Here is a 16,375-nt window from a genome sequence, read left to right on the forward strand (position 1 = left end):
CCATCGCGGGAGTGATTCTCAAAGAACCATGCACACGGCAGAAGTTGTAATGAGCGAAGTGTAACGCGATTGCCGCTTTCAGGTTCTCCAATTTTTTGCTGAAAGCGTTTGTGAGTCGCGTGAATCTCCGCATCTGCATTCTCATGGTGAGGTTATGGCGTTCTACGAACGGACAACAGGTCAAATTAGGACACTACCCCCGTTTGACACTCCTTTTGCAACTCCGCTAATATCTATACTTTGTGTAGTCCTGCAAGTGCCCGCCTGGGTGGTCACATCGCGCTAATCGGCCGGTGAGTTTCAGCCTGCGGTTTCATTGCTCTTTTTCGTAAGGATTGGCGGTCGCCGAGTCTGCCTGTCCCTTTTCATCCATTTGGAGAATTGGAATGTCTACTACTTTCCCCACTGAGGGGAAAATCGCGCGCAAGTGGTACGTGGTCGATGCCACGGACCAGACCTTGGGACGCCTCGCGACCCGGGTTGCACATATTCTCGCGGGCAAGCATAACCCGCAGTACACGCCTTTCATCGATACCGGCGATCACGTGGTTGTGATCAATGCCGCGAAAGTCAAGCTGACCGGAATGAAAGCAGGGCAAAAGATTTATCACCGCTATACCGGATATCCCGGCGGATTGCGCTCTGAGCAGTACGACAAAAAGCTCGCACGGCGTCCGGAAGCGGTCGTGGAAGATGCGATCAAGGGCATGTTGCCCCACACCAAGCTTGGCCGCGCAATGGCGGGCAAGCTGAAGGTGTATCGCGACGACAAACACACCCATGCGGCCCAGAAGCCCGAGCCGCTGACACTGGCGAAGTAGAAGGAGCACTCAGCCTTCAGCACTCAGCCATGAGGGTGCTTGGGTTGAATAAAGTTCGGATGCGCCACCAGCGGTTGACTGGCTGAATGCTGATGGCTGAGTGCTTATTTTGAGGAAATAGGAAACAACGGAATTTCTATGGCTGATCTGGTTCAGTATTACGGCACGGGACGTCGCAAGTCGAGCATTGCTCGCGTGTTTCTGCGTCCCGGCAGCGGAAGTTTTCAAATAAACGGACGTGCATTCGACAACTATTTTGTGACCGATGCGCAACGCGTAAGCGCCAAAGCTCCGCTGGTGAGCAGCGAGACCGGCACCACGTTCGATGTGGTAGCGACGGTGCAAGGCGGCGGCGTGAATGGACAGGCTGACGCAGTAAAGATGGGCATCGCCCGCGCGCTGCTTGAGTTCAACATCGAGCTGCGCAAGAAGCTCAAGGCTGAAGGGCTGCTTTCACGAGACGCGCGCGGCAAAGAGCGTAAGAAGTACGGACAAAAGGGAGCACGAAAGCGCTTCCAGTTCTCGAAGCGGTAAGGTTTTGGTAGAGACGCAGTACGCTGCGTCTCTGCTGAATGAACGATTTGGCAGTTGCCTTAGCTGAGCGCTGACGGCTGATTGCTGAAAGCTGGTTTTTCACAAATCTTCCCGAACCCGAAATCCAATTAACGGGTCCGGGCCGGGAATGTAATTTTTGGGATGCAAGACTGATCCTGGGAATGCAAACCACAAAAAGGAGGTCAATTGGCGAATATCACCATGAAGGAACTGCTCGAAGCGGGCGTCCACTTCGGGCACCAGACGAAGCGCTGGAATCCCAAAATGAAGGAATTCATTTTCGGAGAACGCAACGGAATTTACATTATCGACCTGCAGAAAACGCTCAAGATGTTCAAAGACGCGAGCAAGTACGTGCAGGACATGGCCGCGCAAGGCAAGACGATTATGTTTGTCGGCACCAAGCGCCAGGCGCAAGACGCGATCGCCGAAGAGGCCACCCGCTGTGGAATGTTCTACGTGAACCAGCGCTGGCTCGGCGGACTGCTCACGAATTGGGTCACGGTGCAGAAGTCGGTAAAGCGGCTCCAGGAACTCGACGACATGGCGACCGATGGGCGCTACGATCTGCTGCCCAAGAAGGAAGTTATCAAGCTGGAGCGCGAACGTAAGCACCTGCAGGCGAACCTGGCAGGTATCAAATCATTAAAGCGGCTGCCCGATACGCTGTTCGTGATCGATTCGAACAAAGAGCAGATTGCCGTGCGTGAAGCCCGCAAGTTGGGAATCCCGGTGGTTGCGGTGGTTGACACGAACTGCGATCCGACCGAAGTGGACTATGTAATCCCTGGCAACGACGATGCGCTGCGCGCAATTCGCCTGTTTGCTTCAAAGATCGCTGACTCGATTGTCGAAGGCGCACAGGCGGCCACAGACAAGCAGGACGCTGACTTGGCAGGCGCAGTGAGTGCGGCGACCGAGACATCTGCCGGCGAGAGCGCCGTAGGCGGCGAATACGGTGAGGACGGTGAAGCAAGCTCTGATGACATCAACCTCGAAGAGGTGCTGGGCGGCAATATCCGCAAGTCTTCAGCCGCTGCTGCTACCGTGGAAGCAGAAGCTGCTGTCGAGGAACGCTAATCCGAGCTGGGTGGGGCGGCTGAGTCGGATCGCTGCTAAACGTCATCAAATACATACACGATACAAACGCGACATTCTTGGCCCGAGCCGCTGTGGCGCTCGGGTCATTACTTGTTAGGCCGGATTTACAGGCCGGCAGAAGGCATAATGGAAAATGAGCACTACTACTGTGAACATTGACGCAAAAATGGTGAAGGAGCTGCGCGACAAAACCGGTGCTCCGTTCGGAGACTGCAAGAACGCTCTCGTGGGCTCCAACGGCGATATCGAGCAGGCGATTATCCTGCTGCGGAAAAAGGGCATCGCCATGGCGGGCAAAAAGGCATCACGCAGCACGAACGAGGGCTCGGTTTCCAGCTACATTCATGCCGGTGGCAAGATCGGGGTATTGCTTGAGCTCAACTGCGAAAGCGACTTCGTCGCCCGCACCGATGACTTCAAGGAGCTGCTGCACGACATCTCCATGCACATTGCCGCGACGGATCCCAAGTACATCCGCCGCGAAGATGTCACGCCTGAGGACTACGACCGCGAGAAGGAGATCTATCGCTCGCAGGCTGCGGCAACCGGCAAACCTGCTCCAGTAGTGGAGAAGATCGTCGAAGGCAAGATGGCGAAGTTTTACGAGGAGGTCTGTTTGCTTGATCAGCCCTTCATCAAAGAACAGACCATCAGCGTTTCGCAACTGATCGCTAGCAAGATCGGCAAGCTGGGGGAGAACATCTCCGTCCGCCGCTTCGCCCGCTTCAAAGTAGGCGAGCAGAACTGGACGATTGGACAGACGAAGCCAGCGAGTACAGAAGAGACGAAACAGTAGGTTTCCAGTGCAACGGATGCTTAGATCGAAACGGAGCGCCGGGCGTGATCGCCCGGCGTTTTTGTTTTATCCAGCACTTACGTAATCGCAAATCACAATCAAAAGGGCGGCCGCAAGCAAGTAATATCATGGTAGTTATGAACGCATATCCAGTTGCGCCGGCTGAGCCGGTGGAGACTGATCAGAGCGAAGTTGCCGAGTGGCTTGAGGCCTTCGATCAGATCATCGAAGAAGAGGGCCCGAGCAGGGCCGCCGAAATGCTCGAGGCGCTCACACGGCGCGCGCGCGAGTCGGGCGTAAACCCTCCCGCGCAGCTCAATACGCCTTACAAGAACACGATTCCCATAGAGCAAGAGCTGCCCTATCCCGGCGATCGCGAAATGGAGAGCCGCGTCGAAGCGCTGATTCGCTGGAATGCAATGGCGATGGTGCATCGCCAGAATAAGAAAGACTCCGGCATCGGTGGACATCTCTCGACATATTCCTCACTCGCCACGCTGCTCGAAGTTGGATTCAATCACTTCTTCCACTGCAGCTATGGCCAGCAGCCCGGGGACTTGATTTATTTCCAGGGGCATGCTTCCCCCGGAGTTTATGCCCGCGCATTCCTGGAAGGCCGAATCAGCGAGAATCAGGTCTTGAATTTCCGTCATGAAACTCGGGGCGAGCCGGGACTCTCGTCGTATCCGCACCCGTGGCTGATGCCTGACTTTTGGAGTTTCCCGACGGTCTCGATGGGCATTGGTCCAATCAATGCCATCTACCAGGCGCGCTTCATGCGCTATCTCGAAAACCGCAATCTGATCGAGAAGACCCCGCGCAAGATTTGGGCCTACCTTGGAGATGGTGAGACCGACGAGCCAGAGTCGCTCGGGGCACTCACCGTAGCTACTCGCGAGAAGCTCGATAATCTGATTTTCGTCGTGAACTGCAACCTGCAGCGCCTCGACGGGCCAGTTCGTGGAAACGGAAAAATCATCAACGAGCTCGAAGGCGCCTTCCGTGGAGCTGGTTGGAATGTAATCAAGGTCATTTGGGGTAGTGATTGGGACTCGCTCTTCGCCCGTGATCGTTCCGGCTTATTGCTCAAACGCATGGAGGAATCCGTCGACGGCGAGTACCAGAGCTTCAAGGCGAAGGGCGGCACTTATGTGCGCAAAGAGTTCTTCGGCAGATATCCCGAATTACTCGAACTCGTGGCTGACATGAGCGACGAGCAGCTCGAGAACCTGCACCGCGGTGGTCACGATCCCAAGAAAATTTATAACGCCTATCTGCGAGCGGTGGAGCACAAAGGCGGGCCTACAGTCATCCTGGCGAAGACGGTGAAGGGATACGGTCTCGGTTCTGCGCAGGCACGCAACGCAACGCATCAGGAAAAGAAGCTGACTGACGAGGCGCTTGTGGCCTTCCAGCACCGCTTCAAGATTCCTGTGCCCAAAGAAGCGGCGAAGGACGGAATGCCGTATCGGCCCAAGGAAGACACGCCGGAAATCACGTACATGAAGCAGCGGCGCAAGGAGCTTGGCGGCTTTTTGCCTGCACGTGAGAAACGAGAGCCAAACCTGCAGGCACCGGAACTCGAGTTCTTTTCCGATGCCTTGGGGGGATCGCGTGGTCGTGCGGTTTCGACCACCATGGGTTTTGTGAGCATGCTCCGCACGCTGATGAAGCATCCCGAAATAGGAAAGCTGATTGTGCCCATCGTTCCCGATGAGGGACGTACCTTCGGCCTGGAGTCGGCGATCCGCCAGGTTGGCATCTACGCCAGCCAGGGCCAGCTCTATACACCGCACGATCAGGACATTTTGCTGTACTACCGTGAGGAAAAAGACGGCCAGATTTTGGAAGAAGGGATCACCGAAGCCGGATCAATGGCTTCGTTCGCCGCGGCAGGGACGGCTTATTCAAACTACCGCGTCCCGACAATCCCCTTCTACATGTATTACTCAATGTTTGGCTTTCAGCGCGTGGGTGATCTCATCTGGGCGTTCGGTGACGCGCGCGGCAAAGGCTTCCTCATGGGCGGCACTGCGGGCCGCACGACGCTCTCTGGGGAGGGGCTGCAGCACTGTGATGGGCATAGCGTGGTCATGTCGAGTGTCTATCCCAACTGCATCACCTACGATCCGGCATTCGCGTACGAGATGGCCATAATCATCCAGGATGGCCTGCGCCGGATGTACCAGAACAGTGAAGCCATCTACTACTACCTCACGATGTACAACGAGGACTACGCCATGCCCGAGATGCCAAAGGGCGTCGAGGAAGGCGTGCTGCGCGGCATCTACAAGTACAAAGCTGCTCCAGGCGGCAAAGCGATTGTCCAGTTGTTCGGTAGCGGCCCAATTTTGAACGAAGCTCTCAAAGCGCAAGCGATTCTGGCAGAAAAATACAGCGTGCAGGCCGACGTATGGAGTGTGACCAGCTACACCGCACTACGGCGCGAAGCATTGGCGGCTGATCGTTGGAATCTGCTCCATCCCGCCGAGAAGGAAAAGCAGCCATATATTTTGAAAGCGGTCGAAGGATCTGAGGGCCCCATCATCGCGGCCAGTGATTTCATGAAGATCGTACCCGATCAGCTTTCACCATGGCTGCGCGGGCGGCTGCTGAGCCTGGGCACGGACGGCTTCGGACGCAGCGACAACCGCGAGTATCTGCGCAAACATTTCGAGGTCAATGCCGAATCCATCGCTGCAGCCGCGCTGTCACGACTCTCACGCGAGAAGAAATTTGACGCAAAGAAGGCGCAGAAGGCGCTGCAGGAGCTGAACGTCAATCCCGAGAAGATGGATCCTGCGAAAGCGTAGAAGGACGTGGCCTTCGGCTGTCGGCGTTCGGCCTCGAAACGTTTTGGTAAAACCACCGAACGGCTTAGTGGATAAAAGCCGAGCGCCGAATGTCCAGAGCCGATCATCAACTTGGCAGCAATTAGAATCAACCTATGGCTTCTACCACTCAGGAATATCAGAGGAGCTCCCTCCTCATCGATCCCCAAGACCGCGAGCGCGTCTTTGAGACGTTTCGGCGCTGGGGATACCTTCAGGCTCAGCTCGACCCGTTGGGACAGTACTTTGCTCCGCAAATGGTTCCCGAGCTCGACGTACAGGGAGATTTCGCCGATGAAGCTCGCCGCTACTACTGCGGCACCATTGCCGCTGAGTTCATGCATATTCCGGATGTGGCCAGGCGGGAGTGGATCCAGGAGCGTCTCGAGAGCGAGCCCGCGCCTGTGGATCAGAAGCACATACTCGAACTCCTCACCAAGGCAGACCTGTTCGAGCAAGTGATTCAGTCGCGCTATCTGGGAACGAAGCGCTTTTCGCTGGAAGGGGTAACTGCTCTCATTCCTTTTCTCGACGAAGTCCTAAACGATGCTGCCGAACGCGGAACCGTGCAAGTCGTAATCGCCATGAGCCATCGCGGACGGCTTAACGTAATGGTGAACATCGTCGGCAAAACCGCTGCAGACATGTTCGCGAAGTTCGAAGATGTTGATCCGCGCAGCGTGCTTGGCGGCGGCGATGTGAAGTACCACCAGGGGGCAACCGGGACCTTCACCGGACGTGGTGGTCAAACGATTAACCTGCATCTGGTTTCCAATCCGAGCCACCTCGAAGCCGTCGATCCAGTAGCAACCGGACGGGTGCGGGCCAAGCAGATTCGCATGGGCGGTGAAGAGAGAGTTCTTCCCGTTATGATCCACGGCGATGCCGCCTTCGCCGGACAAGGCATCTGGGCTGAGACCATGAATCTCGCAGCCGTGGATGGGTATACGGTTGGCGGCGGCCTGCACATCATCGCCAATAATCTGATCGGATTCACCAGCGAACCCTGCGAAACCAATTCGTCACGTTACGCATCCGACCTGGCGAAGCGTCTGCCGATTCCAATCCTCCACGTAAATTCTGAAGATGCGGATGCAGTCCTGCGCATCGCGAGACTCGCAACCGAATATCGCTACACCTTCCACAGCGATGTCGTTGTTGATCTTGTCGGATACCGCCGTCACGGCCACAGCGAAGTCGATGACCCGACGATCACGCAGCCGATTCGCTATGCGCGCATCAAGGATCATCCGCCGCTGCACGAAATCTATGCGAAGAGGATCGGCGTCGATAGCAGCCAACGGGTGCAGGAGATCACGGCCGAGATTGGTGAAGCGCAGAAGCAGGCGACCAAGCTGAAGAAGATGCCACGTCTAGCCAAACTTCCCGAGTACTGGGACAACTACAACGGCGGCCGATTCAAACCTGAATACGATGTCGAAACGGGAATTTCCACAGAGCAGGTTGGCCAGATTGCCGACAAGCTGGCGAGCTATCCGAAAGAGTTTCACATCCATCCCAAGATCAAGAAGCTGCTGGAGCAGCGTGCTGAAATGGGACATGGCAAGCGCGCCTTCGATTACGGTATGGCTGAGGCTCTGGCCTTTGGCTCGCTCTTGCTCCAGGAAGTGCCGGTCCGTCTCAGCGGACAGGATTGCAAGCGCGGCACGTTCAACCAGCGCCACAGCGTGCTGATCGACATCGAGGACGAGACGGAATACATTCCGCTGAATCATCTCGCGCCGGAGCAGGCGAAGTACGAGGTATACAACTCGATCCTGTCTGAGGCCGGTGTGCTCGGCTTTGAGTATGGATACAGTCGCGATTATCCCGAGTCCCTGGTCCTGTGGGAGGCGCAGTTCGGCGACTTCGCCAATGGCGCGCAGATCGTCATTGATCAGTTCATCGCTGCGGCAGAGGACAAATGGGGACTGCTTAGTGGCCTCGTAATGCTCCTTCCTCATGGCTACGAGGGGCAAGGACCGGAGCACTCCAGCGCACGTATCGAACGCTATCTCCAGCTGGCTGCGCGCGACAACATGCAGATTTGTCAGCCCTCGACTTCCGCACAATACTTTCATCTCTTGCGGCGGCAGGTGCTGCGTCCCTGGCGCAAGCCGCTGGTCGTCTTTACCCCAAAGAGTATGCTCCGCCATCCGGACGCGAGCTCTTCGCGGCAGGAGTTCAGCCGTCCTCACTTCCTGAACGTTCTTCCCGAAACGGAAATCGCCGATCCCAAGCGCCTCCTGATTTGCACCGGCAAGATCGGGCACGAGCTGCGAATGGAGCGCAAAAAGCGGAAAGATGACTCGACCGGCATCATCTTCATCGAGCAACTCTATCCCTGGCCCGAAGCGGAACTCATGGCGGAATTACAGCGTCACGCGAACGCGCGAGAGATTGTGTGGGTACAGGAAGAGCCTTCGAATATGGGAGCCCTTTGGTTCGTGGTACCGCGCCTGAAGCGGATCTCCGGTGGCCGGCCGGTCCTGACCGTAAAGCGCTCGGCCAGCGCCAGTCCAGCAACCGGCTCGGCCAAGGCTCACGATATGGAACAGAAGACGCTGCTCCAAGTCGCCTTTGGAAATCCTGCAAAGTAGCGCAATCGATGCCAGCGGCCAACAGGCAAATTGCTTCTTCGGCTAAGGTTCTTGTCGTAGATCGATCCAACTCCTTTCGACGTCTACTCAGATGTGACCATCCGAAGTGTTGCCAAGAGCCTTCTTGTCCTACTCCTGGTTGCGGTAAGCAGCTATGTACTTGAAGTACGTTTGCACCGGAACGGTATTCCCGGCCGCGATCTTATCCTGCTATCCAGCTTTCTGGTAGGACTCGTAGCCGCAGCATTGGTTTACTTCCTTTCAGTTCGGGAACGGCAACGTCGGGCCTATGTCGACTGCCGCTTACGCGTGATCGCCGAGATGAACCACCATATTCGCAACGCGCTGCAGGTCATTACGTTTTATAGCCGCAAAGGCGAGAAGCAGGAAGTTGGAGTTGTGGAAGCAGTTGAGCGGATTCAATGGGCTCTGCGCGAAGTCCTTCCGCAATTGCCTGGGTCCCCGGCGGAAGTAGAAGCAAGCACGGCTCGGTTTCCGTTACCGAAGCTACGGTCGATCGAATGGGCGCGCCAGAAATGATGCGCGACTAGCTTTTGCACCCAAGAACGGAATGGTCGGGACGGGCAGATTTGAACTGCCGACCCCTCGCACCCCAAGCGAGTGCTCTACCAGGCTGAGCCACGTCCCGACAGCAGAGAAAGATCCCGCAGGCAGCGGGATTGGGGTGACTCCATGATACTACAGCGCTTCCGGCCGAAAGCCTGCCCTAAGCCTGTAGAATCGAGTTTTCACCCACTATGTTTCTGCGTGCTCTCCTGGCGATCGCCATCTTCGGAACCTTAACCTCCACTGTGTTCCTCGTGCTGGCTCTACTCGGTTCGTCGCGCTTTGCCAGAAAGCGCAAGCAATTTCGCTCTGCGGCAGCATACTTCTCTCCGGTGAGCGTGTTAAAGCCAGTTCACGGACTCGAACCCAATCTCCAAGAGAACCTCGAGAGCTTCTTCTGCCAGGATTTTCCCGATTTCGAACTTATCTTTTGCGCTCGCCAGGCGAACGATCCTGGGCTGCAGATGGCACAACGGCTATCGCGTAAGTATCCAAACGTGAAGGTCAGGATTCTCGCTTGCGGCGAGCCGCCCTGGACGAACGCGAAACTGTTCTCGCTGGAGAAGATGTGGAAAGAAGCCGCTCACGATCTGCTCGTGATCAGCGACAGCGATGTTCGCGTTTCGCGCGACTATCTTCGCGAGATCATCAAGCCCTTTGCCGATCCCAAAGTGGGAATGACGACCTGCATTTATCGGGGATTACCGGCAGGTGGCTTCTGGACTGAGCTCGAGGCATTCGGATACTCGGTCGAGATGACCTCGGGAGTTGTCGTTGCCGACATGCTCGAAGGCATGAAGTTCGCGCTCGGCCCCACGATGGTCGTACGGCGTGAATGCGTGGAAGCGCTCGGCGGATTCGGATTCATGGCCGATTACTGCGCCGACGATTACATCCTGGGAAATCGAGTCGCTGAATCCGGCAGGGAAGTCGTTCTCTCGCACCATGTGATCGATCACATGGTCTTCCATCATTCATTTCTCGACTCAATGCGTCACCAGGTGCGCTGGATGCGAAGCACTCGTTTCTCGCGTCCCAAAGGGCATTTCGGAACTGTGCTTACGTACGCGATGCCTTATGGCGTACTGGGATTGATCGCTGCACTCGCCACTGGACACCCTGCCCTCGGTTGGAGCTTGTTTGGCGCTGCGTTCCTAAATCGAGTGATTCAGTCGATCGTTGCAGGATATTGCGTTGCCGCCGACCGGAAGGCTCTGACTCACGCATTTCTGTATCCCATTCGTGATCTGCTTGGAATGTTCCTGTGGATCGGCAGCTATCTGAGCGCGAAGATCCATTGGCGGCGCGAGATATACCGGCTCTCAACCGGCGGACTGATGTTGCGTTTGGAAGAGCCGACCGATGTTCCAAATCAGGAAGAAGCGGTCGCCGGCGGCAAATAGTATTGTCGCCGCTGGTTACGTGCTCCATCCTCGGCCGGACACGGTTTCGGATTGCGAAAATGTGGGCTGATGCGAGCTCCTGGTTTGAGGGCATTGCAACCTTGGCTTCTCAAAGTCCCGCGCCTTGCCCGCCGAGGGCGACCGGAACCACGCAGCTTACTGCCTGTTACTTAATATCTCTTTTTCCGATATTTGGGCGAACGAATAGGCTCTTTTTCCAAGAAGCGCTTTCACTCGCGATTGCTGTTCGTCAGGCACAAACAGGAAAACCCGCTGCGGACCTTCCCACGCCCGAAGCAGATCCTCATCGGTCAGGAAAATGTGAGGAGCATCGGGATACTTTGATCCCCATAGAAGTGAAGTGCTGCATCCGTTGACGAGCAGGACCTGGCGCTGCAGATAAAAAATCAGCGAGGAGCCGTATGCTTGATCGCCGTAAATCATCACCTGATCGCCGGGACGAATCACCTGCTGAACCTGGCGAGCAAGAGTGCGTGACGACAGGAATGGGCCAAAGCGGACCAGCGCGATATGCGCAGCAAGCAAGAAAATCGCGGAAGTAACAGCGAGTGTCCAGACAGCAACGCGCGTCGAACGACGAGATGAGAGCAGAGCCGCCAGAGGCCCGACGAGTAGAGCGAAGGCAGCGAGCGATGCGGGCAAGCGCAATCCCGCAAAGGCCGGGCCGGTGAGATCGAAGAATTTCGACATCGCTAGAGTGTTGTCTGCCACCTGCCGATTGGCGAGTACGGTTCCCAGATCCAGCGGAACGGGCAAACTGCGAGACGACCACACGCCCGCGATCAACGCGATGCCGGCGGCAGCTCCCAAAACGGTAAGTGCTCCATAAGCGACCTTGCTCCATCGGCTGCCGAAGCGATCAGAAGCCAGGGCGTCTGCCGCAAGCAGAAGGAGCGGCAGGTATGCCGGAAATGTGTAGTACTCCTGATTGGTGGAGATCGCGAAGAACACCAGAATTAATCCCGACCAGATCAGGCAGATCATTCGCGTGCGGTCGGCGAAAGTCCACTCTGATGGAACTCGGTGCTTCGCGCGCTCACGCAGGTTCTCCACTACTCGACCGAGAAACAGACTCCAGGGGAAAAGCCAGACCAAATGCAGAGTCCAATAGGCGATCGCCGGAAGCTTGTTGTAGTCCTTCGGGTAACGCTTGCCAAGAAAGCGCAACAGGTGTTCATTGACGAAGTAGAACCAGAAGAAGCCCTGATTACGCAGTCCAGCGAGGACGTGCCAGGGAGCTGCGATCGCGAAGAAGAGAAGTGTGCCGGTAACGAGACGGAACTCGCGCCAGCGCCTCCATTCGCCGGTGACGAACAAATACGCGAGCAGCGTTCCGCCAACAAAGATGATCGCCACCAGTCCCTTGGCCAGGACGGCTACAGCCAAACAGGCATAGCACGCGTACCAAAGGCGCGATGCTCTCCCACGGTCGAGCGCGAGCAGGGCGAAGTAAAGTGCTCCGGCGATTGTGAGTGCGAGTAGCGCTTCAGGAATCAGAATTCGCGAGAACAGGTAATATCCAATCGTCGTGACAACGAACAGCGCGGCGTAGATGCTCGCACGCGCGCCGAATGCGCGTCGTGCCCAATCGGCCGCGAGAATCATCAGCAGCAGGATGGCAAGTGCGGTCGGCAGTCGCGTTGACCATTCTGAAACGTCAAAAACGCGGTAGCAGGTTGCGACCAGCCAATACGGCAACAGTGGCTTCTCGAGATAGCGGATGCCATCAACGTGCAGCGTGACCCAATCATTATTAGCCAGCATCTCGCGAGCGGCTTCGGCGTGGGTCGCATCCGCATCGTCGAAGATCGCCGGAGACGAGAGCGACCCAAGATAGACGAACGCGAACATCAGGAAGATCGCAGTCCAAGCCATCCAATGGCGGCGGAGCAGCTCAGGCCATGAGTTTGCAGAGACCTGTGACGAACGCAGTTCTATTATGGGTGGGGGAGCGATCGCCAATGCTTATCGTGAGGGCGGCACGTATTCCTGCGGCAGCTGCGAACCTTCGCCGAAGAAATATGCCTGTAGTTGCTGCGCGAGAAACTCCTGCGCTTCTCTCTTCCAGGGCTGCAGGCGATATTCGTTCATGAGCATCTTCTGATGCTCGCCCCACTCCGCCCAGGCTTGCTTCGACACGTTGTCGTAAATCTTCTGGCCGAGCTCATTGTCGAAAGGAAGCTCGTCGAGCCCTTCCATCTCCCGGCCATACTTCACGCACCGCACCATGTGTGCCATGCAGCTCTACTGTCCTCCTTAGAGGATTATGAATATTCAATTTTACAGGAGACGAGGCGAACACGAAGGTCACGAAGGGAAAAGAAGAGGTCACAAAGAAAACTCCGTGACCTTAGAGTTTTACCTTCGTGCCCTTCGTGTTGGCCTCTCCCGTTTTGGTTCTTGGAATATTGAGAACTGCAGCTTGCGTTGCACGCGATCGATCCGGTCGAGGATCACGCGAACGCGATCACCGATCGAGTATGCATGTCCGGAACGCTCGCCGATGATCTGGCGAGTGTTTTCGTGATATGCGTAGCGGTCATCGCTTAATGAACTAAGTGGAACCAATCCTTCGATGAACAGATCGTCGAGTTCCACGAAGAGTCCGTATTTCGTCACGCTCACGATCAGCGCGCTGAAGTCTTCGCCGACTCTGTCCTCCATGAACTTAATCTTCTTCCACTCGATCAGCTCTCGCTCGGCTTCGTCGGCGCGGCGCTCGGTAGTACTGGAATCGACGGCGATGTCGTGCAGTTCATCTAACGGAATAATCTCTGTCAGATGATTCTTGCCATCTTCAGCCTGCTTCCTTTCTCGACGTTTCGACCACGGTGAAGGTTGCTGGCCATCGTGCGACGTACTCATTTCCCCGTGGGACAGCCGCCCTCGGCTGTCTTGTCGCTGCTTTGCCGAGGCAGACGCGTGCGTCCCGTCGTGCAGCACTACCTTCAGAATCCGGTGCACGATCAAATCGGGATAACGTCGAATCGGCGACGTGAAATGCGTGTAACTGGGAGCAGCCAGCGCGAAGTGTCCTTCGTTCTCCTCCGAGTAGCGGGCTTGCTTCAGAGAGCGCAGCATCAGGTACGACAGGATGCGTTCTTCGGGCTTGCCTGCGATCTTCTGCGTTAGCTTCTGGTACATGCGCGGAGTAATGTGCACCTCTTGAGGAACTTCGTGCTGCCGCGGATTGCGTCCGCTGCCATGACGCTCGCGGCGCTCCCCACGCATCTGGAAACGCCGGACCGGCAGGTCTACTCCCAGCGAATACCCAAACGCCGCTGCCAAAAGTTCAAAGTCATAGACCCGCTTCGCATCGGGTTTTTCGTGGATGCGGTAGAGCGAAGCAACCTCATGACTCTCGAGATGGGCAGCTACGCACTCGTTTGCCGCCAACATGAATTCCTCGATGAGCCGATGGGAGAACTTCCGCTCCGCGCGGGCTACGCCCTGCATAAGGCCGGACTCGTCGAATTCGATTACCGGCTCCGGCATGTCGAAGTCGATGGAACCGCGCTTGACGCGCTTGCGGTTGAGAATTTTGGCGAGCACCTCCATACGCTCGAATTCGCTGACCAGCGAAGCATACTGCTGGCGCATGCTGTGATCGCCATCGAGGACGGCCTGCACTTCGTTGTAAGTCATGCGAGCGGCGGAGCGAATTATTCCTTCGTGAATCTGATAACTGACGATCTCACCCGCGTGATCCATTTCCATGATGCAAGAGAGCACCAGCCGTTCCACTTGTGGACGCAGGCTGCAGAGGTCGGTAGAAAGCTCCAGAGGCAGCATGGGAACAGCGCGATCCGGAAAATACACCGATGTTCCCCGGAGCCGTGCTTCCGCATCGATCGCGGAGCCGTCTGTCACATAGTTCGCGACATCCGCGATGTGCACTTGAAGTTCGTAATTCCCGTTTTGCAGCTTGCGAACGAGCACCGCGTCGTCGAAATCGCGCGCCGTCTCGCCGTCTATGGTGACGATCGGCAAGTCGCGATAGTCGTGCCTCCGCGCGACTTCATTCCGAGGGATTACGGCGGTAAACGATTCGGCTTCTTCAAGCACTTCTGCTGGAAATACGTGTGGGATGTGGTGCTTGCGGATCATGATTTCGACATCGACGCCGAAATCGTCCTCGTATCCGAGAACTTCGATTACCTTACCCCGAGCATTCTGTGAGCCCGAAGGCCATTGAATGATCTCGACATCGACGATCATGCCTTCGAGATCGACCGGCGCGCTCCGGCGGGCTTCCTTTCCGATGACGCGGTGTCGCGACTCGCTCGATAGAGAGGCAGCATGCTGCGTCTCTACCGATGGAACCTCCATGCCGCCGGGAATCATCACGGGATCGGTGAGCTTTTCGTCGATTGGCTGAAGGTAGTTGAACCGATCGCCGTAGTGGAAGATTCCTACTACAGTCGGATGGGCGCGGCCAACAACTTTGACGATCCTTCCCTCAGCTCTACCATCTCCGCGCCCCGGACCTAATTCAACCAGCACGTTGTCTCCGTGCATGGCAGCGTTCATATCACGAGGAGAGATGTAGATGTCGCCTTCGATCCGATCCTTTACTGCTGGATCTCGCGGGCGGACGAATCCGTAGCCATCACGATGAACAGAGAGCTCGCCGGCAACCAGGTTGTGCTTGGCCGCTGCCTTCGGCAATCCATAGCGATCGCGTCCCATTAGAACCAGCTCGCCGCGATCGACGAGCTTTTGCAGGCGCTCATCCAGTAGCCGTCGCTCCTCACCGCCACGCAGTCGCAACTCGCGCACAAGCTGCTTGTACCCAGCCGCGTGATTTGGTTGGCGAGAGATGCGGGCCAGGATTTCTCGATCGTTCGTCATCAGTTGAATCTATCCACAGTTGAATCTATCCACTTTATCGAAATAGTGAGCACACGGTTCAGCGCTGTTGCCGGCCATTGCCGCTCCTGATTACTCAGGTACTCACTCAATGGCTTCGGACCATCGCCTCTATACTGCGATGCATGGATGCTTTACGCCATGTCTTAACGGCCGCGTTGCTTGCATTGGTTCTTAACTGGCTCTGGAAATCGTCGAGAAGTGGAAAAGTTAAGGAGGAGGCGGGTCGCAAGATATTCGGACCGACCACGGCGATCCAGATTGTGACCGCTCTCTGCGGCTTACTGTTTACGGCGCTTGTAGTGATTTCTGTCGTCGTGTTGCGCAAGCCTAATCAATGGTGGGTGCCATTCCTGTTTATGGCATTTCTCGCCATGGTTCCATTCATGTATCCGCCGGTGCTGACGATTGACGTGGATGGAGTTACATCGCGTACGTGGTATGGCAGCGAGAAGAAGATCCGGTGGGAAGACATAGCCAGCCTGCATTACAACACCGGAAACAAGCAGTTCAGCGTGCGGAGTAATGACAACCGCAAAATCACCCATGCTGGCTACAATGCAGATCCGGATGGGTTCCTGCAAGAAATCCAGAGACGCACGCGACTGCCGCTGAAGGTCGCTCAACCTGGAGTCTGGAAGAGCGAAACGGTCGAGGTCCCGTATGAGGAAAATCAGAAAGAATCGAGCGATCAGCTAATCCGGTGAACGACAACGCATTCGTTTCTTCGATCACTTTCACCAAACATGTTGTCATCCTGAGCCCCTATTTTGGGCGAAGGACCTCCCGAAATATTTTCGGACTTATTGCT

12 protein-coding genes, 1 tRNA gene and 1 pseudogene are annotated in these 16,375 nt (G+C 56.3%); 9 read left to right on the forward strand and 5 right to left on the reverse strand.

What is annotated here, in order from left to right; all coding sequences use genetic code 11:
* A pseudogene (locus DMG62_15040) lies at positions 1-169 on the reverse strand (IS1 family transposase).
* 217 nt (positions 170-386) lie between these two features.
* Here DMG62_15040 and DMG62_15045 point away from each other — a divergent pair.
* From DMG62_15045 to DMG62_15075, 7 genes are all read left to right on the forward strand, one after another.
* A complete protein-coding gene (locus DMG62_15045) occupies positions 387-821 on the forward strand; it encodes a 50S ribosomal protein L13 (protein PYY22047.1) in 435 nt (144 codons plus the stop codon).
* 138 nt (positions 822-959) lie between these two features.
* Entirely contained in the window at positions 960-1,355 is a 396-nt protein-coding gene (locus DMG62_15050; protein PYY22048.1) for a 30S ribosomal protein S9, read from the forward strand.
* 207 nt (positions 1,356-1,562) lie between these two features.
* Complete coding sequence (gene rpsB / locus DMG62_15055; GenBank protein PYY22049.1) at positions 1,563-2,456, forward strand: 30S ribosomal protein S2; 894 nt, start codon at positions 1,563-1,565, stop codon at positions 2,454-2,456.
* A 154-nt stretch (positions 2,457-2,610) separates the two neighbouring features.
* Positions 2,611-3,273 (forward strand): elongation factor Ts, encoded by a 663-nt coding sequence (gene tsf / locus DMG62_15060; protein ID PYY22050.1) that lies wholly within the window; start codon positions 2,611-2,613, stop codon positions 3,271-3,273.
* Between the two features lie 137 nt (positions 3,274-3,410).
* Positions 3,411-6,086, forward strand: coding sequence for a pyruvate dehydrogenase (acetyl-transferring), homodimeric type (gene aceE, locus DMG62_15065; protein PYY22116.1), 2,676 nt, complete (start codon positions 3,411-3,413; stop codon positions 6,084-6,086).
* A gap of 134 nt (positions 6,087-6,220) precedes the next feature.
* Positions 6,221-8,704, forward strand: coding sequence for a 2-oxoglutarate dehydrogenase E1 component (locus tag DMG62_15070; protein ID PYY22051.1), 2,484 nt, complete (start codon positions 6,221-6,223; stop codon positions 8,702-8,704).
* A 93-nt stretch (positions 8,705-8,797) separates the two neighbouring features.
* Positions 8,798-9,244 carry a hypothetical protein gene (locus DMG62_15075; protein ID PYY22052.1) on the forward strand — a complete coding sequence of 149 codons (447 nt, stop codon included), beginning with the start codon at positions 8,798-8,800 and terminating at the stop codon, positions 9,242-9,244.
* 32 nt (positions 9,245-9,276) lie between these two features.
* Here DMG62_15075 and DMG62_15080 read toward each other — a convergent pair.
* Positions 9,277-9,353: transfer RNA gene (locus tag DMG62_15080), tRNA-Pro, on the reverse strand.
* Between the two features lie 109 nt (positions 9,354-9,462).
* Here DMG62_15080 and DMG62_15085 point away from each other — a divergent pair.
* Positions 9,463-10,674: a glycosyl transferase gene (locus tag DMG62_15085; GenBank protein PYY22053.1), complete on the forward strand. Its 1,212-nt coding sequence runs from the start codon at positions 9,463-9,465 to the stop codon at positions 10,672-10,674.
* Positions 10,675-10,830: 156 nt separating this feature from the next.
* On the opposite strand, the gene DMG62_15090 is transcribed toward DMG62_15085, so the two are convergent.
* From DMG62_15090 to DMG62_15100, 3 genes are all read right to left on the reverse strand, one after another.
* Positions 10,831-12,570, reverse strand: a complete 1,740-nt coding sequence (locus tag DMG62_15090) for a glycosyl transferase (protein PYY22054.1) — start codon at positions 12,568-12,570, stop codon at positions 10,831-10,833.
* 90 nt (positions 12,571-12,660) lie between these two features.
* Positions 12,661-12,933, reverse strand: a complete 273-nt coding sequence (locus tag DMG62_15095) for an oxidative damage protection protein (GenBank protein ID PYY22055.1) — start codon at positions 12,931-12,933, stop codon at positions 12,661-12,663.
* 120 nt (positions 12,934-13,053) lie between these two features.
* Positions 13,054-15,546 (reverse strand): ribonuclease R, encoded by a 2,493-nt coding sequence (locus DMG62_15100; GenBank protein ID PYY22056.1) that lies wholly within the window; start codon positions 15,544-15,546, stop codon positions 13,054-13,056.
* A gap of 143 nt (positions 15,547-15,689) precedes the next feature.
* Here DMG62_15100 and DMG62_15105 point away from each other — a divergent pair, with 143 nt between their 5' ends.
* Positions 15,690-16,271 carry a hypothetical protein gene (locus DMG62_15105; protein ID PYY22057.1) on the forward strand — a complete coding sequence of 194 codons (582 nt, stop codon included), beginning with the start codon at positions 15,690-15,692 and terminating at the stop codon, positions 16,269-16,271.
* The last annotated feature ends 104 nt before the right edge of the window (positions 16,272-16,375 follow it).

This window comes from Acidobacteriota bacterium, from assembly GCA_003225175.1.
In the GTDB taxonomy this organism is placed as follows: domain Bacteria; phylum Acidobacteriota; class Terriglobia; order Terriglobales; family Acidobacteriaceae; genus Gp1-AA112.